Genomic DNA, 25,316 nt, shown 5'->3' on the forward strand with positions numbered 1-25,316 from the left:
CCAGGTGCAGAAACCCCCAACCACCGGCGCCGGAGAAATGATTTGGCACAGCAGACTGTGACGAAAGAAGATTTTGAATCGATGCTCCTCGACTCCTTTGTCGACAACGATGCCGCCGAAGGCACCGTCGTCAAGGGTCGTGTCGTGGCCATCGAAAAGGACCTGGCCATTGTTGACGTTGGTCTGAAGACCGAAGGCCGCGTCCCCTTGAAGGAATTCGGCCAGGCCGGCCGCGACGGCACCATCACTGTGGGCTCGGAAGTCGAGGTTTATGTCGACCGCGTCGAGAACGCCGTTGGTGAAGCCGTTCTCAGCCGCGAGAAGGCCCGCCGCGAAGAGAGCTGGGTCAAGCTCGAAGAGAAGTACAACGCCAATGAGCGCGTTGAAGGCACCATCTTCAACCAGGTCAAGGGTGGCTTCACCGTTGATCTCGAAGGCGCCGTGGCATTCCTGCCCCGCTCGCAGGTCGATATCCGCCCGATCCGCGATATCGCGCCGCTCATGAACGTGCCGCAGCCCTTCCAGATCCTCAAGATGGACAAGCGCCGCGGCAATATCGTTGTCTCGCGCCGTGCCATTCTCGAAGAATCGCGCGCCGAACAGCGTTCCGAAATCGTCCAGCAGCTCGAAGAGGGCCAGGTGGTCGATGGCGTGGTCAAGAACATCACCGATTACGGTGCCTTCGTTGACCTGGGCGGTATCGATGGCCTGCTGCATGTCACCGACATTGCCTGGCGCCGCGTCAACCACCCCTCCGAAGTGCTCACCATCGGCGAGACCATCAAGGTCCAGATCGTGCGCATCAACCACGAGAGCCACCGTATCTCGCTCGGCATGAAGCAGCTTCAGGCCGATCCGTGGGAAGGCATCGAGGCCAAGTACCCGATCAACGCCAAGTTCTCGGGCCGCGTGACCAACATCACCGATTATGGTGCTTTCGTCGAACTGGAGCCGGGCATTGAAGGCCTGATCCACGTCTCGGAAATGAGCTGGACCAAGAAGAACGTCCATCCGGGCAAGATCGTCTCGACCTCCCAGGAAGTCGAAGTGGTCGTGCTCGAAGTCGATCCGGACAAGCGCCGCATCTCGCTGGGCCTCAAGCAGACCCTGCAGAACCCGTGGGAAGCCTTTGCCGAGAAGAACCCGGTTGGCTCCACCATCGAAGGCGAAGTCAAGAACAAGACCGAATTCGGCCTGTTCATTGGTCTCGAAGGCGATGTGGACGGCATGGTTCACCTCTCCGACCTCGATTGGCAGAAATCGGGCGAAGTGGCGCTCGACGACTACAACCGTGGCGACATGGTCAAGGCCAAGGTTCTCGACGTCGATGTCGAGAAGGAACGTATCTCGCTCGGTATCAAGCAGCTTGCTGCCGATGACCTGGCCGATGCCGGTTCGTCCGATGGTTCGGGTCTGCGCAAGAACGCCGTGGTCACCACCGAAGTGGTGGACGTCAACGATGGCGGCATCGAAGTGCGCATTGCCGATAGCGATGTGACCGCCTTCATCCGCCGCGCCGACCTCAGCCGCGACCGCAACGACCAGCGCCCCGAGCGCTTCGCCAAGGGCGACAAGGTCGACGCACGCGTCACCCAGTACGACCGCAAGACCGGCCGCATCCAGCTCTCGATCAAGGCGCTGGAAATCGCCGAAGAACGCGAAGCGGTGGCCAATTTCGGTTCCTCGGATTCGGGCGCTTCGCTCGGCGACATCCTGGGCGCTGCCCTCAAGGGCCGCGACGAGAAGTAAGCGTTTCGCGCTTCCGATAAGCTTTCGACCCGCGCCAATAGGTGCGGGTCGTTTTGTGTGACGGGTAGATTGACATGATCCAGTTCCGCGACGTCGCCTGGCGTGCCATGACCGGCTATGACTTTGGCGCCGTGTTCGACATTGCCAACAAGGTCCATCCCGGCTTTTTCGAGGCCGAGGCGGTGCTGGCGGAAAAGTTCACCCTTTATCGCAATGGCTGCTACCTGCTCGAAGTCGGCGAAAAGCCGGCCGGTTATGTCTTGAGCCATCCCTGGACGCTTGGCAGCCTGCCGGCGCTCGATACGCTTCTGGGCCAGCTTCCGGCCAATCCGGACACCTATTACATCCACGATCTGGCGCTGCTGCCGCTGACCCGCGGGGTTGGCGCAGCCGGCAAGATTGTCGATAGCCTGACCAAACATGCACTGGCGATGAGCTATCCGACCATGAGCCTGGTAGCGGTCAATGGCTCGGTCCCGTTCTGGGAAAAGCAGGGCTTTGTGGCCCAGGACCGGCCTGAGCTGGAGGACAAGCTCGCCGCCTATGAAGATGCGGCACGCTATATGGTGAAGGCGCTGGGCTGAGGCGCGGCTTGCTTTCCCGGTGCTGCGCCAGTACGGCTTTGAGCAAACCGGAGACGTGCCGTGACCGACCAGATGCATCACGATATCCTCGCTGCCGACCGCTTCCGCCGCTCGCGCGGCCTTTGGCGTATCCTGGCGCTGGTGCTGGCGGTGATTGCCGTTTTGGCGCTTGTCGGGCGCTTTGCTCTGCCCAATGCTGCGGGGGGCGACCGGATTGCGCGCATTGTCGTCTCCGGCACCGTGACCACCATGTCGGCTCGCTCAGAGGCAATCGACGAGCTGATTGAAGATGACAGGATCAAGGCCGTCATTGTGGCCATCAATTCCCCCGGCGGCACCACGGCGGGCGGCGAAGAACTCTATGAAGACCTGCGGCGCCTGTCCGCCGCCAAGCCGGTGGTCTCCACCATCGACGAGCTTGGCGCCTCGGCCGCCTATATGACGGCCATCGCCACCGACCGCATCTTTGCCCGGCGGCTCTCGATCGTGGGGTCGATTGGCGTGCTCTATCAGCATGTCAATGCCGGCAAACTGCTCGACACTATCGGCATCGATCTCGACAAGGTCGCATCCGGGCCATTGAAGGCCGAGCCCGACTATGACGAGCCGCTGACCGGGGCGCCCCGTGCGTCCATCACCGAACTGGTCGAGGACAGCTTTGCCTGGTTCGTCGATATTGTGGCAGAACGTCGCGGCCTGACGCGCCCGGCGACCCTTGCCCTGGCCGATGGGCGGATCATGACCGGCCGGGTGGGCATAGAGACCGGCCTGATCGACGCCATTGGCGGCGAGCATGAGGCCCTGGCCTGGCTCGAGGCCGAGCATGGCGTGGATCCGGACCTGCCCATTGTCACCGTCTGGCCGGTGGAGCAGGGCGAACTGGCCTGGCTCGCCGATTTGCTGGGCTCCTCGGCGCGCTCATTTCTCGGAATGCCGGCCGAAGGCCCTGTCATGCTTGACGGTTTGGTCTCGCTTTGGCAGGTTGAACGAACCCTATGAGGGGATTAGGGGTGGATACCGGAGCCTTTGATGATCAAGTCTGAACTTGTCGAGAAGCTCGCCGCGGAGAACCCGCATCTTTTTCAACGCGACATCGAAAATATCGTCAATGCGATCCTCGACGAGATCGGGGATGCCATGGCGCGGGGCGACCGCGTCGAGCTGCGCGGTTTCGGGGCTTTTTCGGTCAAGAACCGCCCTGCCCGGGTGGGCCGCAATCCGCGCACCGGCGAACAGGTCGATGTGGGCGAAAAATACGTGCCCCAGTTCAAGGCCGGCAAGGAAATCCGCGAGCGGCTGAACCGCTCGTAATTCCTGGAGCGTTTCCAGCAAAAGTGGCAACGGTTTTGCGGTTCGGAAACGCGACGAAACACACAACTGGAGCCATTTCAGCGTTTCTTTGGAACGGTGAAATACTCCAGGCGGCAAGGAAAGGACCGGAGCTTTTCAGCTCCAAATGGAAGCCTCTATGGTCAACAAAATTGTCGGCTGGCTTGTCCTGGTGCCCCTGTGCGCAGTGCTGATTGCCTTCGCCCTGGCCAATCGCCACCTGGTGGCGGTCAATCTCAATCCCTTTGTCGCGCCCATGGACGCCAGCGCCGCCGGCTATGGCATTCCGCTTTTCGTGGTGCTTTTTGTCGTCCTGTTGATCGGCGTGCTGCTGGGCGGCACGGCGAGCTGGTTCGCGCAAGGGCCGCATCGCCGCAGCGAGCGGCATTGGCGGCGCGAGGCCCAGCAATTGAGCCAGGAACTCGAAGCAATGCGCCGAGGCACGGACCAGGCCCGCAAAGGGCCCATGGCCGAAGTCGATGATCTGCTGGAACTGCGATGATGGACGGCGCAGTGCGGCTTATTTGTTTCGTCCCGTCCCTTTGAGCCACCAACGACTATGGCCGATCCCCTGATCGTCAAAATTTGCGGCATCAAGACCCTTGACCTGCTGGATGCCACCATTGCGGCCGGCGCCGATATGGTGGGCTTCATGCATTTTCCGCGCTCGCCCCGCCACGTCTCCATCGATGAGCTGGGCGGCCTGATCTCGGCCGCGCGGGGCCGGATCGAGAGCTGTGTGGTGCTGGTCAATCCGGACAATTCCAGCGTTGCCGAAGTCGCCGCGCTCGGACCGGACTGGATCCAGCTCCACGGCCCCGAAACCCCCCATCGCGTCGAGGCCATCCGCGCCGAGGCCGGGGTGGAAATCATCAAAGCCCTGCCCATCGGCTCGGCCGAGGACATTGCCCAGGTGGCCGCTTTTGCCGAGGTGGCGGACCGCATTCTGCTCGATGCCAAGCCGCCCAAAGGGGCCGATCGGCCGGGCGGATTGGGCGAAAGCTTCGACTGGAGCCTGATCGAAGCGCTTGACCCGTCCATCCCCTTCATGCTTTCCGGGGGCCTGACGCCGGACAATGTGGCCCAGGCCATCCAGCAGGTGAAGCCCATGGGGATCGATGCATCCTCCGGGCTCGAAACCGCACCAGGCGTCAAGAACACAAAGCTGATCGAGGCGTTCATCCGCAACGCCCGCGCAGCCGTATAGCAGCAGCGAGCCGGGTTTTCTCGGCCCCGCCGAGAGGATCCAAATGGACGGCATCAATTCCCTGCGCAACGGCCCGGACGAACACGGGCGCTTCGGCATTTATGGCGGCCGCTTCGTCGCCGAAACGCTGATGCCGCTGATCCTCGACCTGGAAAAGGAATATCGCGCCGCCAAGACCGATCCGGCCTATGCGGCGGAGCTGAAGGATCTGGCAGTCCACTATACCGGCCGCCCCAGCCCGCTCTACTTCGCCGAACGCCTGACCCGGCATTTGGGCGGTGCCAAGGTCTGGTTCAAGCGCGAAGAGCTCAACCATACCGGCAGCCACAAGATCAATAATTGCCTGGGGCAGATCCTGCTCGCCAAGCGCATGGGCAAGACCCGCATCATTGCCGAAACCGGCGCCGGCCAGCATGGCGTGGCCACGGCCACGGTCTGCGCCAAATTCGACCTGCCCTGCACCATCTTCATGGGCGCAACCGATGTCGAGCGGCAAATGCCCAATGTCTTGCGCATGAAGATGCTCGGCGCCGAAGTGCGCCCGGTGACGGCCGGCGCCGGCACACTCAAGGACGCCATGAACGAGGCCTTGCGCGACTGGGTCACCAATGTGGATTCGACCTATTACCTGATCGGCACGGCGGCCGGCCCGCATCCCTATCCCGAAATGGTGCGCGATTTTCAGTCGGTCATCGGCACCGAACTCAAGGAACAGTTCCGCGAGGCCGAGGGCAAATTACCCGATGCCGTGGTTGCCTGTGTCGGCGGCGGCTCCAATGCCATCGGCACATTCCATGCTTTTCTCGACGATAGCGATGTCGCCCTCTATGGCGCCGAAGCCGGCGGGCATGGCATCGAGACCGAAAATGGCCACGCCGCTTCCATGACCGGCGGCCGGCCAGGGGTGCTGCATGGCAATCGCACCTATCTCTTGCAGGATAGTGACGGGCAGATTCTCGAGGGTCATTCGATTTCCGCCGGCCTCGATTATCCCGGCGTTGGCCCCGAACATGCCTTCCTGCACGACACCAGGCGCGTCACCTATGCACCGATCACTGACAATGAGGCGCTCGAGGCCTTCCAGCTCTGCACCAGGATGGAAGGCATTATCCCCGCCCTCGAAAGCGCCCATGGCCTGGCCCAGGTGATCAAGATCGCCCCCACATTGGACAAGGACCAGTCGGTGGTTCTGTGCCTTTCGGGTCGTGGCGACAAGGACGTGGAAAGCGTCGGCAAATATCTGGGGCTTCTGAAATAATGACCACCCGTATCGACGCACGCTTTGCCGCTTGCAAGGCCGAAAACCGCCCCGCTCTCGTCACCTATGTCATGGGCGGCGATCCCGATCTTGCGACCAGCCAGGCCATTCTCAATGCCCTGCCACAGGCCGGCGCCGATGTGATCGAACTGGGCCTGCCCTTTTCCGACCCCATGGCCGATGGCGTCGTCATCCAGATGGCGGCGCAGCGGGCCCTGGCCCAGGGGCAGACCCTGCTCGGCGTGCTCGGCATGGTGGAAGAGTTCCGCCGCAAGGATGAGACGACGCCCATCGTCATGATGGGCTATTACAATCCCATCTATTCCCTTGGCGTCGAGCGCTTCATCGCGGCGGCCAAAGAGGCGGGCGTCGATGGTCTGATCATTGTCGACCTGCCGGCCGAAGAGGATGACGAATTGTGCATTCCCGCGCTGAAAGCCGGGCTCAATTTCATCCGCCTGACCACGCCGACAACCGACGACAAGCGCCTGCCCACCGTGCTCAAGAACACTTCGGGCTTTGTCTATTATGTCTCCATGACCGGCATTACCGGAGCGGCGATCAAGTCGCGCGCCGCGGTGGGCGAGGCAGTGCAGCGCATCAAGAGCCATACCGACCTGCCGGTGGCCGTAGGCTTCGGCATCAAGACCGCTGAGGATGCCGAGGATATCGGCAAGCACTCGGACGGTGTGGTGGTCGGCACGGTGCTGGTCGATGCCGTGGCTAAATCGCTGGTCGATGGCAAAGCCACCGACAAGACCGTCGCCGCCGTGCGCGACATCGTCGCCGACCTAGCCGCCGGGGTGAAGCGGGCACGCGCTTAACACTGTCCACAGGCACCACGTCTGACGCTTTGCGGCTTGCCGCAGGGCCTGATAAGAATTGCCACAATTGACGACTATGTGACCCCTTGATGGATCACCGCGAAAGGCCGCGCCATGAACTGGATCGACAATTTCGTCCGCCCCAAAATCCGCTCCTTCCTCTCCAACAAGCGGGAGACGCCGGAAAACCTTTGGGTCAAGGACCCCGAGTCCGGGGAGATGGTGTTCTATCGCGATCTCGAGGCCAATCAGTGGGTGGTGCCCAATTCGGGCTATCACATGAAGATCAAGCCGACCGATCGGCTGGCGACCTTCCTCGACGATGGCAAATACGACATCGTGCCGGTGCCCTCGGCGCCGCAGGATCCGCTGAAGTTCCGCGCCCAGAAGCGCTATGTCGACCAGCTCAAGGAAAACCGCGCCAAGACCGGCTATGACGATGCCGTGCTGGTGGCCACCGGCAAGCTCTATGAGCGCGCCGTGACCGTGGCCGTGCAGGATTTCGATTTCCTGGCCGGCTCGCTCGGCATGGCCGCAGGGCAGGGGATCATTACCGGCCTCGAAACGGCGGTGCGTCTGAAGACCCCGTTCATTCTCTTCGTCGCCTCGGGCGGCGCGCGCATGCAGGAAGGCGTATTGGGCCTCATGCAGATGCCGCGCACCACTGTCGCGGTTCTGCGCCTGCGCGAGGCAGGCTTGCCCTTTTTCGTGGTTCTGACCAATCCAACCACGGGCGGCGTCACTGCCTCCTATGCCATGATCGGCGATGTGCATCTGGCCGAGCCGGGTGCCTTGATTGGCTTTGCTGGTCAGCGCGTGATCGAGCAGACCATTCGCGAAAAGCTGCCTAAGGGTTTCCAGCGTTCGGAATATCTCTATAGCCACGGCATGGTGGATATGGTCGTGCATCGCCACAATCTCAGGTCCACCATTGGCTCACTGGCGGCCATTCTCACCAATGCGCCGCCCAATGAAGCCATCGCCGCCAACGAGCCCAAGGCCATTACCGCCCAGGCCAGCATGCGCGACGCGGCCGTTGCCGCCGAGGGCGACGACGACCTCGATCCGCCTGCAGCTGCCGCCCACGCTGAATAGGCATAAGGGCTGAGCCTGCGGGCTGGACAGGTCCGGCCCGCAACTGTTCTATCCGGGCATGGATAATGCTGCCCGATTCCCCGATGTGATGCTGCTGGCCGCCGGGCTCGGCGCGCGTCTGCGGCCCATCACCGATACTCTGCCAAAGCCGCTCGTGCCGGTGGCCGGTACGCCGCTGATCGAGCGTGTCATGGCCAATGCCCGGGCCGAGGGCGCCAGGCGTTTCGTTGCCAATGCCCATTATCGCGCCGACCAGGTGCTGGCCCATTTTGGCGGGCTTTTGAAGGTCAATCGCGAAGAGGCGTTGCTCGATACCGGCGGCGGGGTCAAGGCGGCGCTGCCCATGCTGCATTCGGATCCGTTCCTGGTGATGAATACCGATGCCTTCTGGCCCGAAGGCAGCGATGCGCCGCTGGCGCGCATGCAGGCCCGCTACGAGGATGAGGCCGATATCGTGCTGCTCTGCGCGCAACCGGCCCGGGCCAGCGGCTTTGCGCGCAGCCATGATTTCTGCCTTGACCCCATGGGCACCGTTACCCGCGATTATGGCGCGCCGGTCATCTATGCCGGCGTGGCGCTGATGGGGCGGGGCCTTTTTGCCGATACGCCCGATGGCGCCTTTTCGCTCAACCTGCTGTTCGAGGCGGCGCTGGAGCGCGAAAGCCTCAAAGGTGTGGTGCTGGACGCGCCCTGGTATCATGTCGGCGATGCCGAAGGCCTGGCAGCGGCCGAGCGGGCGCTGACCTGATGAGCCTTTTTACCATCGCCCCGCAAACGCCCTTCCTGCCTTGCCTCGTCGAGGCGGTCATGGATGGGCGCCTGCTGGGCGATTGGGATCGGAGCGGCCCCTTCTGGCTCTCCGATGTCACCATCATCCTGCCCACCCGGCGGGCGCTCGATACGCTGGCCGAGGCCTTTGCGGCTCATCCGGACTTTGGCGGGCTGCTTCCCGATCTGCGCACCTTTGGCGGCGAAGTGGAGGACGAAGAGCCCTTCCTGCCGCCCTTCGAAGCACCAAAGGACCCAAAACCGGCCAGTGCGCTGCAAAGGCGGCTGACGCTGTCGGGCCTCGTTGCCGCCTGGGCGCGGACCGATGAGGGCAGGGAGGCCTTTTCGACCCCGCCCACCGCCGCTGAAATTTTCTCCATGGCCGAGTCGCTGGGGCGGCTGATCGATGACCTTCATATCGAGGAACGCAGCGCCGCTGATATCCGTGCGCTGGGCGCCGATATGGGGCAGGAGCTGGGCAATTACTGGCAACAGACCCTGCAATTCCTCGATATTGCGCTGGCCGCCTGGCCGGCCTGGCTGAGTGAAAAGGACCTTGCCGATCCCGCCGATCTGCGCCGCCGGCGGCTGGATCGCCAGGCCGAAGCGGCGCCGTTTCTGTTTGGCGACAGGCCGGTTATTGCCGCCGGGTCCACCGGCTCCATTCCGGCAACCGCGCGCCTGCTCAGGACCATTGCCAAGCTGCCGCGCGGCGCGGTGGTGCTGCCCGGTCTCGATCAGGCCATGAGCGCGGATATGCATGAGGCCTTCACCAATCCCGACACCAATCCCCATGGCCATCCCCAATATGGCTTGGCCCAGCTTTTGCGGCGCTTTGGCGCTGGCATTTCTCAGGTGACCGAACTCTGCGTCCATGCCCATCCGCGCACGCCGCTGGTCAATCTGGCGCTGGCGCCCACACCGCGCACCGCGCTCTGGTCCGAACAGCGCTTCACCGCCGAAACGCTGGATATGGCGCTCGAGGGTGTCGCGATCATCCGGGCCCGCAATGAGGATGAAGAGGCGCGCGCCATTGCTTTGGCCGCCCGCGATGCCCTGGAACAGCGAAAGACAGTCGGCATTGTCACGCCGGACCGCAATCTGGCGCGCCGCATTGCCGCTGAACTCAAACGCTTCGATATCCTTGTCGACGACGCGGCGGGCGCCCCGCTCTACCACGCGCCGGCGGGGCGGCTGGCGCGGCAAGTGCTGTGCCTTGTCCAATCCAATTGCGCCCCGGTGGACCTGCTGGCGCTGCTGCGTAACCGGGCCACCAATCTTGGGCTGGAGCGCGGTACGGTCGTGGCGCTGGCGGACGACATTGATCTGGGGCTCCTGCGAGGGCAGCGCCCGGCACCCGGCTTTCCGGGTCTCAGGGCTTTGCTGAGGGCCCATATGGCGGATGAGTTGAGCTATCCGGCCCGTAAACTCTCGATAGAGCGCGGCGCGGAAATTGCGTCTCTTTTCGACCGGCTCGAAACCGCGCTGGCGCCGCTTTTTGCCGTAATGGCCCTGACCGACATGCCCGCCTCGGCGCTGGCCGAGGCTCTGGGCCAGGCCATTGCCGCCCTCAGCCCCGACGCGCCCTTGCCAGGGCGGGCAGAGTTCACCGCCTGGGTGGAGGAGACGCAAAAGCTGGCCGGAGAGGGCCACCGCTTCCCGCCGCGCGGCCTGGAGGATGTTCTGGCCTCGCTACTGGCCGGGATCGAAGTGCGCAATGCGGCAATTGATGAGCGGCGGAGCGATATTGCCATCTGGGGTCAGCTCGAAGCGCGTTTGATGAACCCCGATCTCCTCATTCTTGGGGCGCTCAACGAAGACAAATGGCCCGCCACCGCCGATCCCGGCCCCTGGCTCAGCCGCGGCATGCGACTGGGCGCCGGGCTCGAACCGCCGGAACGGCAACAGGGCCTGGCCGCGCACGATTTCGCGCAGGCCATGGGTAATGGCCATGTCATACTGGCCTATGCCGACCGGATCGGCGCCAGCCCGGCTCTGCCCTCGCGATTGGTCCAGCGCCTCGATGCCTTTATCGGTGCCGATGCAGCCAAGCATCTGCGGCAGCGCGGCGACATCTGGACTCACCAGGCGCGCATTCTCGATGCCGTGCCGCAGGTGGTGCCGGCAAAGCGTCCCGCGCCCAATCCGCCGGTCGAAACGCGCCCGCGAAGACTCTCGGTCACCGAAATCGAGACCCTAATGCGCTCGCCCTATGATCTTTATGCTAAGCATGTCTTGCGGCTCAAACCGCTCGATGCTTTGGGTGAGGACCCTGATGCGCGCGAGCGCGGCACCATCATCCATGCCATCTTCGCCCGCTTCGTCTTTGAAAATTGCGATCCCGCCGCGCCCGATGCTTTCACGCGGCTCATGGAGATCGCCAATGAGGAATTTTCAGGCCTCGAGGCCATTGGCGAGCGCCGCGACATCTGGCTGAGACGCTTTGCCACGGCTGGCGAACAATTCCTCGAATTCGAGCGTGACCGCTCAGCCTTTGTGCGCAAACGCCATGCCGAAATCGAGGGCCGCTGGGAGCTGAAGCTGGCCCGACCCTTCGCCATAACCGGCAAGGCGGACCGGGTCGACCTGCTGGCCGATGGCAGCCTCGAAATCCTCGATTTCAAGACCGGCTCGCCGCCTGCCCCTGCCAGCATGAAAGCCTTTGAGGCGCCGCAATTGCCAGTCGAAGCCTTGATGGCGCTCAATGCCGGCCTCAAGGATATTGCGCCCGCCTCGACCAGTGCGCTGACCTATATCAAGATCGGGCTGGGACCCGATGCCTTCCGGCCCAGCGCCTTTGCCACAGCCGATGGCATGAGTGTCATGGAGGCGGCCGAGGAAGTGTTCCGCCGCGTCCAGGCCCATATCGATTTCTTCCTATTGCACCAGACCGCCTTGCCCGCGCGCCTATTGCCGCTCAAGACCCAGCGTTTTGCCGGGGCCTATGACCATCTGGCCCGCACCGCCGAATGGACGGCGGTGGATGGGGAGGACGAGGCATGAATGAGCGCGGTGAACTCTCGGTCCCCAGCAATACCAGCACCAGCCAGGCGCTGGCCGGCAATCCGGACTATTCCATCTGGGTGGAGGCCAATGCCGGCTCGGGCAAGACCTTCGTGCTTACTACCCGCGTGCTGCGCCTGCTGCTGGCCGGGGTCAGGCCGCAATCGATCCTCTGCCTCACCTATACCAAGGCGGCGGCGGCCGAGATGCGCAAGCGTGTGGGGGAAAGACTGGCCGAATGGGCGGTTTCGGATGCGGCCCTGCTGCGCGAGGATTTACGCAAGCTGACCGGGCACGAACCGACGGCAAGACAGCTCGACGATGCGCGGACCCTGTTTGCCAAGGCGCTCGAAACGCCCGGTGGGCTGCGCATCCTCACCATCCACGCCTTTTGCGAGGCCGTGCTGCATCGCTTTCCCATCGAGGCCGGGGTGCCCTTCGACTTCGCCGTGATCGAGGATGACCGGCAGGCCCAGATGCTGCTTGCCGCCCGCGAGAGCGTCTTGGCCGAGGGCCTGCGCGGGGGTGACAATGCCGGAGCGGTCGAAACCCTGTTCGGTCTATTGAGCGACCATGCCATTACCGAGGCTATTGGCGCCGCACTCAGTGAAGGCAGCAAGCTCAAGCCGGTTCTGGCTGATCCTGTCGGCGCCAAGAGGCGCTTATGCCAATTGGTCAACGCCTCGGGCACGGCCAGCGAGATTGCGGCCCGGATTGCATCGGAAACTGCGCTGACCAAAACGGTCTGGCAGGACATTGTGCAAAGCTTCAATGCCGATCCGGCCGGCCGGCGCTTCATCGATATGGTGGCGCGTCTCGACCCTGAGCGGCTGACGGCCAACCAGCTCTGCACGCTCTTCGTCACCGAAAAGGATGGCGAGAAGCGCCCGCGCGCTAACCTTCTCAACGCCGAACAGCGCAGGGCCAAACCGCTCCTGCAGCCCTTGCTGGAGGCCGAACGCGACCGGGTTTTTGACCTGGAGGCCCAATTGGGCGGCGCGCTGCTGGTGGAGAGAAGCCAAGCCGTACTCGACGTCGTTGTGGCTATAGCCCGGCGCTATGAAAGCGAAAAGCGTCGCCACGCCCTGCTCGACTTTGACGATCTGGTCGAAAAGCTGGGTGATCTGTTCTCGGACCAGAACCTTGGCCCTTGGGTTCAATATAAGCTCGACGCCGGTATCGATCATATTCTGGTCGATGAAAGCCAGGACACCAATGAGCAGCAATGGCGCGTGGTCAATGCGCTGGCCGAGGAATTCTTCACCGGCGACGGCGCGGTGACGCGGCCGCGCTCGATTTTCGCGGTGGGCGACCAGAAACAGTCGATCTATTCGTTTCAGGGAGCCCAGCCGGTGCTGTTCGGCGAAACGGGTCGCGCCATGGCGCGCCGCGCCGGCGCCGCCGACAAGCTGTTCCGCAATGTGCGCCTGCATACCAGCTTCCGTACCTTGAGAGGCATTCTGGACGCCGTCGACCTGGTCTGCGCCCGGCCCGATATCCAGAAGGCCCTTCTGGCCGAGGAGAAGGTGGCCCACGAGCCGGCCCGCAGCCAGAAGGGCGGGCTGGTGACGCTCTGGCCGCCCATGCAGGAAGAAAAAACCGAGCGCGACAATGATCAATGGCCGCAAAAGCCGCCGGAGGCCGAACAAAGCGCCAACCGCCGGGTGGCGCTGCGCATTGCCGGCGAAATCCGTGGCTGGATCGATGAGGGGCGCGTGCTGGGCGCGCGCAACCGCCCAGTGCGGGCCGACGATGTGCTGATCCTGGTGCAGAAGCGCGGCGCCCTGTTCCAGGAAATCATCCGCGCCCTGCGCGCCCAGGGCCTGCCCACGCCCGGCGCCGACCGGCTGGCGGTGACCGGCCATATCGCCGTGCTCGATCTGCTGGCGCTGATCGATGTGCTGCTCAATCCGGCCGACGACCTGCAATTGGCAGCGCTCCTGCGCTCGCCGCTGTTCGATCTGTCCGAAGACGATCTGTTCGCCATTGCCCATCCGCGCGCCAAGGGGCAGACGCTCTGGTCGGCGCTATTTGGTGCAGATCTCCCCGCAGCCCGTCCGGCCGCTGAGCAATTGGGGCGCTGGCGCGCCGCACTCGACATGGAACGTCCTTTCGAGTTTTTGTCCGGCGTGCTCTATGCCGAGGGCGGGCTCAGGCGCTTTCATGCGCGGCTGGGCACTGAAGTCGATGACGTGCTTTCCGAATTGCTCGAACTGGCGCTTAGCCATGAACAGGGGCCGCAACCCTCGCTGCAGGGCTTTGCCGCCGAAATGCGCCGCCGGGCCGTCACCATCAAGCGCGAACTGGCCGAAACCGGCGGTGGCGTGCGGGTGATGACCGTGCATGGTGCCAAGGGGCTCGAGGCGCCCATTGTCATTCTGGCCGATGCCACCGGCAAGCCCAGCGCCAGCCAGACCGGCAAACCCGTTTACGTTTTCGACAAGACGCCGGGGCCGCTCCTGCTTCATGCCGCCGCGAAAAACCAGCATGTGCCGGCGACCGCGCTTTTGCGGCAAGGGATCGATGCGACCCTGGCAGAGGAATATTGGCGCCGTCTTTATGTCGCCATGACCCGCGCCGAGGACGAGCTCTATGTCACCGGGCCATTGGGTCTTAAAGGCAATCTCGCCGGGTCTTGGTATGACGCCATAGAAACGGGGCTGGGCGAGGCGCTGCAGCCTCTATTGGATGCTGCGGGCGAGTGCGTGGCGCAGGTCTTTCCCGCGCTGGCCGCCATGCGGTTTGAGCCCGGCACGGCAAGGCTGGTGACCCCGAGCGAGGCGCCCAAACCCAGCCCCGTGCCTGAGCCCAAAAAAATCCCCGTCATTGCGCCCTCCTATGCCGCCATAGCAAGCGGCAAAGCTGCCATTCTCGCCACCGGCGCCGAAGCCCTGCGGGATGCCGAAGCGGCGCGGCGCGAGGGGCTGGCGCTCCATGCCCTTCTGCAGCATCTCTGGCGGGTGCCGCAGGATGCAAGGGCCACGGTTGCGCCACGGGCGCTTGAGACGCTCTGGCCAGAAGGCGCCGACCGGCATGAGCGGATTGCGCAAAAGGCCACGGCCATTCTGGCCCGGCCCGACTTCGCCAATCTGTTCGGCCCCGATAGCCGCGCCGAACTGCCGTTCCGGGTCGCGGCCAGACAAAAGGGGAAATCGATATGGCTGAGCGGGCGGATCGATCGTCTGGTAGTTGACGAACGGGGGGTGCTGGTGGTGGATTACAAGTCCGACGCGACGGTTCCTGAAAGGGCGGACGGCGTGCCGGGGAACTATCTCACCCAGCTAGGATTGTATGCGTTGGTTGCAGGTCAGCTTTTCCCCGGACGGCCGGTACAGGCGGCGATCCTGTGGACAGAGTTGGAATCATTGATGAAATTGCCCGACGAGCTGCTTTTGGCGGCGCGATCGGACTTCACCCTGCGGTGATCTCTATTGTCGCAAGGCTGGACTCTCACCAGCTTTGGGGGCAAACAGACCGCCGCTTCCGGACCGTGCCAGGTGCACGAGGCCCGGATCGGACATACGAAAGCGCTTCGCTTGGCCCCGGGGTCTGGGGACTTCGTGTCAGCCGCAGAAGTAGAAAAAGGCATGAAAACCATGACCAAAGCCGTTTCCGAAGCCACTTTTGGCCAGGAAGTTCTGAGCTCCAACGAACCTGTTCTGGTCGATTTCTGGGCCGAATGGTGCGGCCCCTGCCGGGCGATCGCCCCGGTCCTGGAAGAGCTCTCCTCCGAGCTTGAGGGCAAGGTGAAGATCGTCAAGCTCAATGTCGACGAAAATCCCGGCATTGCCGCCCAATATGGCGTCCGCTCCATCCCGACCATGATTCTGTTCAAGTCCGGCGAAGCCGCCGACATGAAGATCGGTGCGGGCACCCCCAAGGCCGGCCTGACCAAATGGCTCGAAGGCCACGCCGCCTGAGGCTTTTTCGGCCCCGATGAAACAAGACACCGCTGGATAGCCCCGGCGGTGTTTTTGTTATGCTCTGCCGGTCGAAGCGAAAATCAAAGCTATGCCTTTGCCGGGCCGCGCAATGCCATGCCTTCTCCGTGGCCGCGATCTCCTCTACCATCATCGTCATTTGCCGATGGAGGTGCGTTCATGGCGCTCAATGTGACAGACAGCAATTTCCAATCCGAGGTCCTGGGGTCCGACAAGCCCGTCCTGGTGGACTTCTGGGCCGAATGGTGCGGTCCCTGCAAGGCCATGGAGCCCACGATTGAGGCGCTGTCCGGCGAGCTTGCCGACAGCGTCAAGATCGTCAAGCTCGACGTCGATGCCAATCCCGGTATTACCGTGCAGTACAATGTGCGCGCCATGCCCACCCTGATCATCTTCAAGAATGGCCAGCCGGTCGACGTCAAGGTCGGAGCCGGGCAGAGCCGTGTGCAGCTGATCAAATGGCTGGAACAGCACGCCGCCTGATTGCCGCAATGACCTGAGACAAAGCGCACCGCCGATCCATTTCGGCGGTGTTTCCATTCTGGTGGCTGCCGGCCGGCTCTGCTAATCCAGTGGGCACAATAACGACAACAAGAACAAGACGAGGAGTCCCCGCTTGGCCGCCATCGATCTTTCCGCCGCACCGTTCAATCTCGATGATGACGCGGCGGCCTGGGTACATGCAACGCGCGACAACCTCTCGCCGCGTGACAAGTTGGCACAGCTCTTCGTGCTGCTGTCCCGCGAAGCGCCGGAACAGGCGCTTGAGACCCTCCGTGCCTTTAAGCCCGGCGGCATTACCCGCATCTTCTCGCCCAACCTGGCCGATGAAATTGGCCTGATGCGGCAGATTGACAGTGCCGGGCCGGTGCCCATGACGGTGAGTGCCGATCTCGAAGGCAGCCGCATGAGCTTGCCCTTTGGCACCGAAGTGCCCAATCCCCTGGGCCTGGCCGCCATTGACGATGTAGAGACCACGACGGCCATTTCAACCCTGATGGCCGAGGAGGCCCGCGCGGTGGGGCTCAACTGGAGCTTTACCCCGGTCATCGACATCAACAAGGCCTTCCGCAGCGCCATTGTCGGCACCCGCTCCTATGGTGACGATGTCGACCGGATCGAACGCCACGCCCTGGCCCAGATCAAGGCGTTTCAGGCCAAGGGTGTCGCCGCAACGGTAAAACACTGGCCGGGTGAAGGTTATGACGACCGCGACCAGCATCTGGTCACCACCGTCAATCCGCTGACCCTGGACGAATGGGAAAAGACCTATGGCCGGCTCTATCGCGCCGCTATCAAGGCCGGTGTCCTCAGCGTCATGTCCGCCCATATCGCCTTTCCCGCCTTTGTGCGCGAACTCGATCCTGATGCGGGCGCCGAGGCCTATCGCCCGGCCACGCAAAGCGCCGTTCTCAACCAGACCCTATTGCGCGAACGCCTGGGCTTTAACGGGCTGATCGTTTCCGACGCGACCCCCATGGCCGGGTTCGGCGATTGGGGGCCGCGGGAAGAAACCATCCCGCAATGCGTGATTTCCGGCTGCGATGTGATCCTCTTCTCAGACGATCCCAATGCGGACCTGATGTATCTGGTCAAGGCCGTGGCCGATGGCCGGCTCACCCAGGAGCGGGTGGACGAGGCGGTCACCAGGGTTCTGGCGCTCAAGGCGGCTTTGGGTCTGCACAAGGCCGATCGTGCCGAGCCGGCGCTCAATCGCGCCGAGGTCGTCATGGCACGCTCGGACAGCAAGGCCATTGCCCGCGCTGCCACGGCAAAGGTGCCGACCCTGGTCAAGGATACGGCCAAGCTGTTGCCGCTGTCTCCGGCCAGGCACAAGCGCGTGTTGATCTTTTCGACCGGCGCCGTCCAACCCTTCGCGCCCATGCCGTTGCCACTCTCCCTGCCCGATCTTTTGCGGCAGGAAGGCTTCGAGATCACCGAATTTGAGCCTGAGATGCAGGTCAATCCCAAGGACTATGACCTGGTGCTCTATCTCCTGGCCGAAGAGACCCTGCTGACCCGGCAGCGCATCTTCCTCAATTGGCGGGGTCTCACTGGCAACGTCTTTGGCGCCATGAAGCGTTATTGGCATGATGTGCCCACGCTCATGGTCTCGCTGGGCTTCCCCTTCTACCTCTATGACGCGCCACGCGTGCCCACCTATGTGAACGCCTATGGCTCGAATGAGGATATGCAGGTCGCCGTGGTCGAATGCCTGATGGGCCGCGCGCCTTTTGAAGGCAAAAGCCCGGTCGACGCGTTCTGCGGCAGCGATCAGGCGAAGTATTAAATGAGGCCGATCTTCCCTTCTCCCCTGAGGGGAGAAGGTGGCCCAAAGGGCCGGATGAGGGGTTCAGCTTTGCGCTCCTGCTGAGTGGCTTTCACCCCTCACCCCCCCCTCTCCCCTGAGGGGCGAGGGGGCGCAGGAGCCGCTTGGCCGTGTGATTTTTAATCCGGTAACGTGCCGTTCTTTGCCAGAACGTCACCGGCCAGATAGAGCGAGCCGCATACCAGAACGCGCGCATTCTCCATCTTTGCCGCCGCCTTGAGGGCGCTGACGACAGAGCGTGACGCCTTGGCCGGGAAGCGATGGGCGCGGGCCCGCGCGGCAATGTCCTCGGCTCTATGGGCGTTTTCCTCGCCAGGAATGGTCAGGGTCAATATCTGGGCCGGATACAGGTCGCGGAAGGCTTCAAGAAAGTCTTCCGGGGCGCGGGTATTCATCATGCCCATGATTAGCACCAACGGCTTTGGGGGCATGGCGGCAATGGTCCGCGCCAGCGCCGCCGCCCCATGGGGATTATGGCCGCCGTCGAGCCAGAATTCGTGGCCGGGGGGCAGCAGCGCGCGCAGCTTGCCCTCGCGGATCGGCTGCATGCGCGCCGGCCAGGTGACACGGCGCAAACCCTCGGCAAAACCCGCCTCATCCACCGGCAGGCCGAAATGGCGCGTTGCCGCGATGGCCAGCGCCGCGTTGTCGAACTGGTGCGGGCCGGGCAGGGCGGGTGGTGGCAGGTCGAGCAAGCCATCCTCGTCCTGGAACACCAGCCGTCCATCCTGTTCGGCGCCGTGGAAATCCTCGTTCTGCCAGATCGGCGTGATGCCTAGTTTGCGGGCTGCACGCTCGAGAACGGCACGCGCCTCATCATGCTGGATTCCCATGACCGACTTTGACCCGCGCTTGAGAATGCCGGCCTTGTTCGAGGCGATCTCGGCCAACGAATTGCCCAGAAATCCCTGATGGTCATAGTCGATCGGCGTGATGATCGTGCCCAAAGGGTGCTTGACCACATTGGTCGTATCATAGGTGCCGCCCATGCCGGTTTCGAGCAGCAGATAATCACCGGGCGTTTCGGCAAACAGACAGAAGGCGGTGACCGTGGTCACCTCGAAAAAGGTGATCGGCTCGCCATTATTGACCGCCTCGACCTCCTCGAGCGCCGCATTGAGCTTGCGCGTGCCGACCAGTTTCCCGGCGAGGCGGATGCGTTCGTTGAACCGCACCAGATGAGGGGAATTATAGACATGCACCCGTTTGCCCGCCGCTTCGAGGAAAGCGCGGAGATAGGCAATGGTCGAGCCCTTGGCATTGGTCCCGGCCACATGAATGGTCGGGGGCAGATGATCCTGCGGATTGCCCAGCTTTTCCAAGAGCGGCAGCATGCGATCCAGGCTGAGATCGATCAGCCTGGGATGAAGCTGGCTGAGGCGTTTGAGAATGGCGTCGGTGCGGGACATGGGCGAACTCGATTGCTCAGTGGTAGCCTCCCCTCCCCCTTGAGGGGAGGGGCCGGGGGTGGGGGTCCGTCAGTGACCCACACAACCACCCCCACCCTCATTCCCTCCCCTCAAGGGGGAGGGAGGCGCAGGAGCCGAGCTGCTGCGCCGCTTGCACTTACTTCCGCAATTCCCCGCCGGTCGTCTTGGTCACGGCCGTAACGACCGCCGCCGAGACCTTGTCGATTTCCTCATCGGTCAACGTCTTGTCCTTGGGCTGCAGGGTCACCTCAATGGCCACGCTCTTCTTGCCCTCGCCCACATGGACGCCCTCGAAGACGTCGAAAATGTCCACCTGCCTGATGAGGGTCTTGTCGGCGCCGCGGGCGGCTTTGAGGATCGATGCGGCACTGACGCCCCGATCCATGACAAAGGCGAAATCGCGGCTCACCGGCTGGAAGGGCGACAGCTCCAGTGCGGGTTTGGTTCTGGTGGCCTTCCGGCGCGGTTCGGGCAGGGCATCAAGGTCGATTTCAAAGGCGGCAACAGGCCCCTCTATGTCGAGTTCGGCGCATAGCGCCGGATGCAGCTCGCCGAACCAGCCCAGCGTCACTTTGGGGCCAAGGGCAATGCGCCCGCCGCGGCCCGGATGGCTCCAACTGGCCGCTTCAGACAGCACCTGCACTTTTTCGATATCGACGCCCAGGGCATCGAGCACGGCGGCCAGATCGGCCTTGGCATCCCAGACGCCGACAGCTTGCACCTTGCCCGACCAGTGACGGCCAGCGCCCTCGAGCGTGGCGGTGCCGGTGCGGATGCCCGACGCATAGGTGTGCTGGCCCTCCGGCTGATCGGAAAGGAAGATCTGCCCGACTTCGAACAGCGCCACATCGGCAAAGCCGCGATTGGCATTGCGGCGCGCCCCGGCAATCAGCCCCGGCAATAGCGAGGGGCGCATGTCGGTCATGTCCGAGGCGATGGCATTGGCCAGCTGCCGGTCTTCGGTGCCGCCGCCAAAGCGAGTGGCTTCGTCATGGGAAATAAAGCTCCAGGTCACTGCCTCATCGAGCCCGCGCGCCGCCAGAGCCCGGCGCGCGATACGGCGGCGGTTCTGGATCGTGGTTAGCATGCGCGGGGCGACATGGTTGAGGCGCGGCAGCGGCTCGACGGGCACATTGTCGACGCCCACCATGCGCATGATCTCTTCGACGAGGTCCGCCTTCTGCGTCACGTCCGGGCGCCAGCTCGGCACTTTTACCGAACGGACCGGGCCAGTGCCCTCCATGACGAAACCGAGGCGGCCGAGAATGTCCGCAATGCGGTCGACCGAGACGTCGAGACCGGTGAGGCGCTTGACCTCGGATAGCGGGAACTCGACGACGGTATCGGGGAAAACATCTTCGCCCGAAATGGCCGGCTCCATCGCCTCCCCGCCACAGAGTTCGAGCACCAGGCGCGTTGCCAGCTCCATGCCCTTTTCGGTCAACGCCGGATCGACATTGCGCTCGAGGCGATAACGGGCGTCCGAGACAATGCCGGTCTTGCGGCCCGACTGGGCAATCAGGTCGGGGTCCCAGCTCGCGCATTCCATGAAGACATTGGTGGTCTCGTCGGTCACGCCCGAGCGGATGCCGCCCATGATCCCGCCCAGACAGAGCGGACCCTTGTCGTCGGCAATGACGGTCATGGTCTCGTCGAGCGTATAGATCTTGTTGTCCAGCGCATCGAAGGCCTCGCCGCGCGCATTGCGTAGCACCATCTGGCCCTCGACCTTGTCCGCGTCATAGGCATGGAGCGGACGGCCCCAGCCGAGCGAAACGAGGTTGGTGATGTCCACGACCGTATTGATGGGCCTGAGGCCCACGGCGCGCAGGCGCTGCTGCAGCCAATCGGGCGAGGGACCGTTCTTGATACCCTTCAAATAGCGCCCGGCAAATTTACGGATAGCCTTGGGCTCATCGGCGCCGAACTGATGCGGCAGCGGCGCAATCGGGCTCGGCCCCCTGGAGGGTATGGGCGAAAAATCGGTTGTTCTCAGCGTGCCCAGGCCAAAGGCGGCCAGATCGCGCGCCACGCCATAGACACCGGTCGCGTCACCGCGATTGGGGGTGATGGAAATGTCGAAAACCACGCCATTGATCCCGGCATAGTCGACATACTTCACCCCGACCGGCGCATCTGCCGGCAGCTCGATGATGCCGTCATGGTCTTCGCTCAGTTCCAGCTCGGCATTGGAGCAGAGCATACCGTTCGACACCTGGCCGCGGATATTGCCCTTGCCGATGGTCATGTCCTTGCCCGGAATATAGGTGCCGGGGAAGGCAAAGACGGACTTCAAACCCGTGCGAGCATTGGGCGCGCCGCAGACCACGTCGATCAGCTCGCCGGTGCCAGCATCGACTTTACATACACGCAGCTTGTCGGCATTGGGATGCTGCTCGGCCGAGACCACATGGGCAGTCACAAAGGCTTCCAGCGCCTTGCCCTGGCTTTCAATGCCTTCCACCTCGAGGCCGATCATGGTCAGAGCCTTGCCGATCTCATCGACGGAGGCATTGGTGTCCAGGTGTTCCTTGAGCCAATCGAGGGTGAATTTCATCTTTTTGGGCCTTTAGCGGAAGTCACTCTTGCTGCCGGCAATGGGCGGCAATGCGGAGGAAAGTTTCAAAAGTTCGAGGAGCACATTGGCAAAGCCGCGGGCGTCGTCGATCGCCTTGTGGGTGTGGGGCACGTGGCCGTAGAATTCGGCCGGCAGCTTGCTCATGCCCCAATCCAGATAGGGCGCGCCACGCAGCGTGCCCGCCATTGTGTAGAGGCAGATGCCACCGCCGCGGAATATCTGGCGGCCCTTGAAGGGACCGCTGAGGGCACGGGTGCCGGCATACTCATCCAGATAATGGTCCATCCAGAGCCCGTCGAAGATCATTGGCGCAGCGACGAAGACTTTCGGACCCGGCAGGCTTTCAACCCAGTCGGCAAAGCGCGGCATGACCACGGCCGGGTCCTCGGCATTTGTCGTCGCTGCCGCCCAGGCTTCAGGCTGGGTTGCCCACCAGGCCATGGTGGTTTCATTGGTGGTGCGATCCGAACGCGGGGTCAGCACGGCATCGAATTCACCATGACGCGTGCCGTCAGCCGTGATGGCGACCGAAGCAAAGCTCAGCATGGAATTGTGCAGCGGGGTCGGCCCATCGCTCTCGATATCGGTGACGATGAAAATGGGCCGCGCCACCTGCGCATAAAGATCGCGCCCGGCGGGCAGCACCGTCACCAGCCGGAAGGTTTCGCAGACAATTTCCATGTCCGGCGCAAAGCCGCCATTGCGGGCGAAAAAGGCCTCGTGCCCGGCCCGCCACTCGGCATAGGGCCCTTCGCCTTCCAGGTCGGTGAAAGAGGGGTCGATATCGTCGAAGCGCCTTGTCTCGACCGACGTGGTTTCGATGACACAGGCCTCTTCGCCCGCGCCATTGAGCACGATATCGCGGCGGCCGACTTCGGGCATGGGCTCATCGGGCCCGATGTCGCGAAGGGCGCCGCAGGTTGCGGTCTTTTTGCCCGCCAGCACCAAAGCAAGCAAACGGTCAGCCAGCTCCGGGGAATCCCCGAAGCTGAAGCGGATGGGCCCTTTGGTGTCGGGTTTACTGGTCATATGGATGCCCCAACCTGCCCGCGAGGCATGACCCATCGCCTCCCTCCCCCTTGTGGGGAGGGAATGAGGGTGGGGGTAGGCCACAAGCACAGTGTCTGCGGCGAGACACCCCCACCCTTGGCGCTGCGCGCCGTCCCTCCCCACAAGGGGGAGGGAGACGCAGGAGCCCAGAGAATGGGTTGACCTGTCGGCATCTTAGCTGCTCAGCCCCCCGAACAGGGTCGGCAGGTCGAGCGGGCGGAAACCGTAATGGTCGAGCCAGCGCTGGTCGGCGTCGAAGAAGGCGCGGAGATCCGGCATGCCATATTTGAGCATGGCGATGCGGTCGATGCCGATGCCCCAGGCAAAGCCCTGATAAACATCCGGATCGAGCCCGGCATTGCGGATGACGTTCGGGTGAACCATGCCGCAGCCCAGGATTTCGAGCCAGTCATTGCCTTCGCCGATCTTCACCTCGGAGCCGGAGCGGTCGCACTGCACGTCCACTTCCATCGAGGGCTCGGTGAAGGGGAAGAAGCTCGGGCGGAACCGGAGGGTCACGCTCGGCACTTCGAAGAAGGCCTTCAGGAACTCCTCGAGCACCCAGCGGAGCTGGCCGATATGGCTCGACTTGTCGATGACCAGCCCTTCCACCTGGTGGAACATGGGCGTGTGCGTCTGGTCGCTATCATTGCGATAGGTGCGACCGGGCATGACCACGCGGATCGGCGGGTCCATGGCCGGGGTGATATAGGGCGCGGCCGGCTTTTCATTGGTCTTTTGCATGACGCGCACCTGCACCGGCGAGGTATGGGTGCGCAGCACCTTCTTCACCCCGTCCGGGCCGGGCTTCATGAAGAAAGTGTCGTGCATTTCGCGCGCCGGATGGCCTTCGGGGAAGTTGAGCGCGGTGAAATTGAAATAGTCGGTCTCGATATCGGGCCCTTCGGCGATCGAGAAGCCCATATCCGAAAAGATCGCGGTAATCTCGTCAATGGTCTGGGAGATCGGGTGAACGCGGCCACGTGCCGTCGGCGCGGGCTTCAAGGGCAGGGTAACGTCGACCGTTTCAGCGGCCAGACGGGCTTCGAGGGCTGCGGCCTTCAATTCCGTGCTGCGCGCGTCAATGAGCCCTGCGATTTCATTTTTGAGGCCGTTGATGGCCGGGCCGGCGCTCTTGCGCTCTTCGGGGGCCATGGAACCGAGCGTGGCGAGGAGCGCGGAGACAGATCCCTTCTTGCCCAGGGCCGAGACGCGCACGGTGTCGAGTGCGGCCTCATTGTCGGCGGCAGCTATGGCTGAGGACAGTTCGGTGCGCAGGGTTTCGATCTGGGCTTCTAGCGACATGGAGAGTTCTCGAATTCGGACGGGCTGCGGGCGGTGTTAGACCAAAACAAAACGCCCTGCGCCAGCCCTCTCGGGCGGCGCAAGGCGCAATTTTTGACCTCAGCGGGCTGGGGTGCTTAGGCGGTGACGCGGGCGTGGGTTACAGAGTCCACGCTTTCCAGATACGCCAGCGCTGCCTTGGCCTTTGCGACCAGGGCTGCGAACGCTTCGGGCTGGGTGATCGCGAGATCGGACAGCACCTTGCGGTCGACAGCAACCTCAGCCTTGCTGAGGCCGTCGATAAATCGGTTATAGGTCAGGCCGTGATCGCGGACGGCAGCGTTGATACGCTGGATCCACAGAGCGCGGAAATTGCGCTTCTTGACGCGACGATCGCGATAGGCGTACTGGCCGGCCTTTTCGACGGCCTGCTTGGCGATACGGATCGTGGATTTACGACGGCCATAATAGCCCTCGGCGGCCTTCAAGACCTTCTTGTGACGAGCGTGGGCGGTTACGCCCCTCTTAACGCGTGCCATTGTTCAGTGTCCTTCCAGCTTAGCGGTTGTACGGCATGTACCACTTCACCAGACCCTCGTCGCCCTTGGACAGGATCTTGGTGCCGCGGTTGGTGCGGATGTACTTGGCGTTGTGGCTGATCAGGCGGTGGCGCTTGCCGGCAACGCCGGCCTTCACCTTACCCGAGGCGGTGAAGCTGAAACGCTTCTTGGCGCCGGACTTGGTCTTCATCTTGGGCATTTTGCGGGTCCTTATTGGTCTTGATCCGGCTCTTACGAGCCTTCGCTTTCAAAGACCGCCACGGCATGCCTTTTGGCCGGGCGGTCCGGAGATGGCGCTCTATAGGGGGAATGGCGGGGAAAGGCAAG

General features: G+C 63.2%; 21 protein-coding genes. 15 read left to right on the forward strand and 6 right to left on the reverse strand.

Annotation, left to right across the window (positions count from 1 at the left end; translation table 11 throughout):
- The first annotated feature begins 42 nt into the window (after window positions 1–42).
- The 15 genes from rpsA (at window position 43) to V8Z65_RS18250 (ending at window position 18,048) form a co-directional block, all read left to right on the forward strand.
- On the forward strand, window positions 43–1,749 hold the full coding sequence (gene rpsA / locus V8Z65_RS18180) for a 30S ribosomal protein S1 (RefSeq protein ID WP_338721587.1): 1,707 nt from the start codon (window positions 43–45) through the stop codon (window positions 1,747–1,749).
- A 74-nt stretch (window positions 1,750–1,823) separates the two neighbouring features.
- Window positions 1,824–2,333 carry a GNAT family N-acetyltransferase gene (locus V8Z65_RS18185; protein WP_338721588.1) on the forward strand — a complete coding sequence of 170 codons (510 nt, stop codon included), beginning with the start codon at window positions 1,824–1,826 and terminating at the stop codon, window positions 2,331–2,333.
- Between the two features lie 60 nt (window positions 2,334–2,393).
- Window positions 2,394–3,332, forward strand: coding sequence for a signal peptide peptidase SppA (gene sppA, locus V8Z65_RS18190; RefSeq protein WP_338721589.1), 939 nt, complete (start codon window positions 2,394–2,396; stop codon window positions 3,330–3,332).
- 30 nt (window positions 3,333–3,362) lie between these two features.
- Window positions 3,363–3,644, forward strand: coding sequence for an integration host factor subunit beta (locus tag V8Z65_RS18195; protein WP_035099264.1), 282 nt, complete (start codon window positions 3,363–3,365; stop codon window positions 3,642–3,644).
- A 157-nt stretch (window positions 3,645–3,801) separates the two neighbouring features.
- Window positions 3,802–4,164 carry a lipopolysaccharide assembly protein LapA domain-containing protein gene (locus V8Z65_RS18200; RefSeq protein WP_338721593.1) on the forward strand — a complete coding sequence of 121 codons (363 nt, stop codon included), beginning with the start codon at window positions 3,802–3,804 and terminating at the stop codon, window positions 4,162–4,164.
- A gap of 57 nt (window positions 4,165–4,221) precedes the next feature.
- The gene (locus tag V8Z65_RS18205; protein ID WP_338721594.1) at window positions 4,222–4,869 is read left to right on the forward strand and encodes a phosphoribosylanthranilate isomerase; all 648 of its coding nucleotides are present in this window, start codon (window positions 4,222–4,224) and stop codon (window positions 4,867–4,869) included.
- 43 nt (window positions 4,870–4,912) lie between these two features.
- Window positions 4,913–6,127, forward strand: coding sequence for a tryptophan synthase subunit beta (trpB, locus tag V8Z65_RS18210; protein WP_338721595.1), 1,215 nt, complete (start codon window positions 4,913–4,915; stop codon window positions 6,125–6,127).
- The gene (trpA, locus tag V8Z65_RS18215; protein ID WP_338721596.1) at window positions 6,127–6,951 is read left to right on the forward strand and encodes a tryptophan synthase subunit alpha; all 825 of its coding nucleotides are present in this window, start codon (window positions 6,127–6,129) and stop codon (window positions 6,949–6,951) included. The genes trpB and trpA overlap by 1 nt, the downstream gene beginning before the upstream one ends.
- A gap of 114 nt (window positions 6,952–7,065) precedes the next feature.
- Window positions 7,066–8,046, forward strand: coding sequence for an acetyl-CoA carboxylase carboxyltransferase subunit beta (locus V8Z65_RS18220; protein ID WP_338721598.1), 981 nt, complete (start codon window positions 7,066–7,068; stop codon window positions 8,044–8,046).
- A 58-nt stretch (window positions 8,047–8,104) separates the two neighbouring features.
- The gene (locus V8Z65_RS18225; protein WP_338721599.1) at window positions 8,105–8,794 is read left to right on the forward strand and encodes a nucleotidyltransferase family protein; all 690 of its coding nucleotides are present in this window, start codon (window positions 8,105–8,107) and stop codon (window positions 8,792–8,794) included.
- The gene (gene addB, locus V8Z65_RS18230; protein WP_338721600.1) at window positions 8,794–11,817 is read left to right on the forward strand and encodes a double-strand break repair protein AddB; all 3,024 of its coding nucleotides are present in this window, start codon (window positions 8,794–8,796) and stop codon (window positions 11,815–11,817) included. Before V8Z65_RS18225 ends, addB begins: the two co-directional genes overlap by 1 nt.
- Entirely contained in the window at window positions 11,814–15,242 is a 3,429-nt protein-coding gene (gene addA, locus V8Z65_RS18235) for a double-strand break repair helicase AddA (protein WP_338721601.1), read from the forward strand. Before addB ends, addA begins: the two co-directional genes overlap by 4 nt.
- Window positions 15,243–15,413: 171 nt before the next feature.
- The gene (gene trxA / locus V8Z65_RS18240) at window positions 15,414–15,737 is read left to right on the forward strand and encodes a thioredoxin (RefSeq protein WP_338724074.1); all 324 of its coding nucleotides are present in this window, start codon (window positions 15,414–15,416) and stop codon (window positions 15,735–15,737) included.
- Between the two features lie 180 nt (window positions 15,738–15,917).
- Complete coding sequence (trxA, locus tag V8Z65_RS18245) at window positions 15,918–16,241, forward strand: thioredoxin (protein WP_338721602.1); 324 nt, start codon at window positions 15,918–15,920, stop codon at window positions 16,239–16,241.
- Window positions 16,242–16,374: 133 nt separating this feature from the next.
- The gene (locus V8Z65_RS18250) at window positions 16,375–18,048 is read left to right on the forward strand and encodes a glycoside hydrolase family 3 N-terminal domain-containing protein (protein ID WP_338721603.1); all 1,674 of its coding nucleotides are present in this window, start codon (window positions 16,375–16,377) and stop codon (window positions 18,046–18,048) included.
- A gap of 158 nt (window positions 18,049–18,206) precedes the next feature.
- Here the strand turns inward: V8Z65_RS18250 and V8Z65_RS18255 are convergent, their stop codons facing one another.
- The 6 genes from V8Z65_RS18255 to rpmI form a co-directional block, all read right to left on the reverse strand.
- Window positions 18,207–19,496, reverse strand: coding sequence for a folylpolyglutamate synthase/dihydrofolate synthase family protein (locus V8Z65_RS18255; RefSeq protein WP_338721604.1), 1,290 nt, complete (start codon window positions 19,494–19,496; stop codon window positions 18,207–18,209).
- Between the two features lie 157 nt (window positions 19,497–19,653).
- Window positions 19,654–22,074, reverse strand: coding sequence for a phenylalanine--tRNA ligase subunit beta (gene pheT, locus V8Z65_RS18260; protein WP_338721605.1), 2,421 nt, complete (start codon window positions 22,072–22,074; stop codon window positions 19,654–19,656).
- A gap of 12 nt (window positions 22,075–22,086) precedes the next feature.
- Window positions 22,087–23,124: an ASCH domain-containing protein gene (locus tag V8Z65_RS18265; protein ID WP_338721607.1), complete on the reverse strand. Its 1,038-nt coding sequence runs from the start codon at window positions 23,122–23,124 to the stop codon at window positions 22,087–22,089.
- A gap of 195 nt (window positions 23,125–23,319) precedes the next feature.
- Window positions 23,320–24,450 carry a phenylalanine--tRNA ligase subunit alpha gene (pheS, locus tag V8Z65_RS18270; RefSeq protein ID WP_338721608.1) on the reverse strand — a complete coding sequence of 377 codons (1,131 nt, stop codon included), beginning with the start codon at window positions 24,448–24,450 and terminating at the stop codon, window positions 23,320–23,322.
- Window positions 24,451–24,566: 116 nt separating this feature from the next.
- On the reverse strand, window positions 24,567–24,968 hold the full coding sequence (gene rplT / locus V8Z65_RS18275; RefSeq protein ID WP_338721609.1) for a 50S ribosomal protein L20: 402 nt from the start codon (window positions 24,966–24,968) through the stop codon (window positions 24,567–24,569).
- Between the two features lie 19 nt (window positions 24,969–24,987).
- Window positions 24,988–25,188 (reverse strand): 50S ribosomal protein L35, encoded by a 201-nt coding sequence (gene rpmI, locus V8Z65_RS18280; protein ID WP_035084480.1) that lies wholly within the window; start codon window positions 25,186–25,188, stop codon window positions 24,988–24,990.
- Window positions 25,189–25,316: the final 128 nt, after the last annotated feature.

Source organism: Devosia sp. XK-2 (assembly GCF_037113415.1).
Lineage (GTDB): Bacteria > Pseudomonadota > Alphaproteobacteria > Rhizobiales > Devosiaceae > Devosia.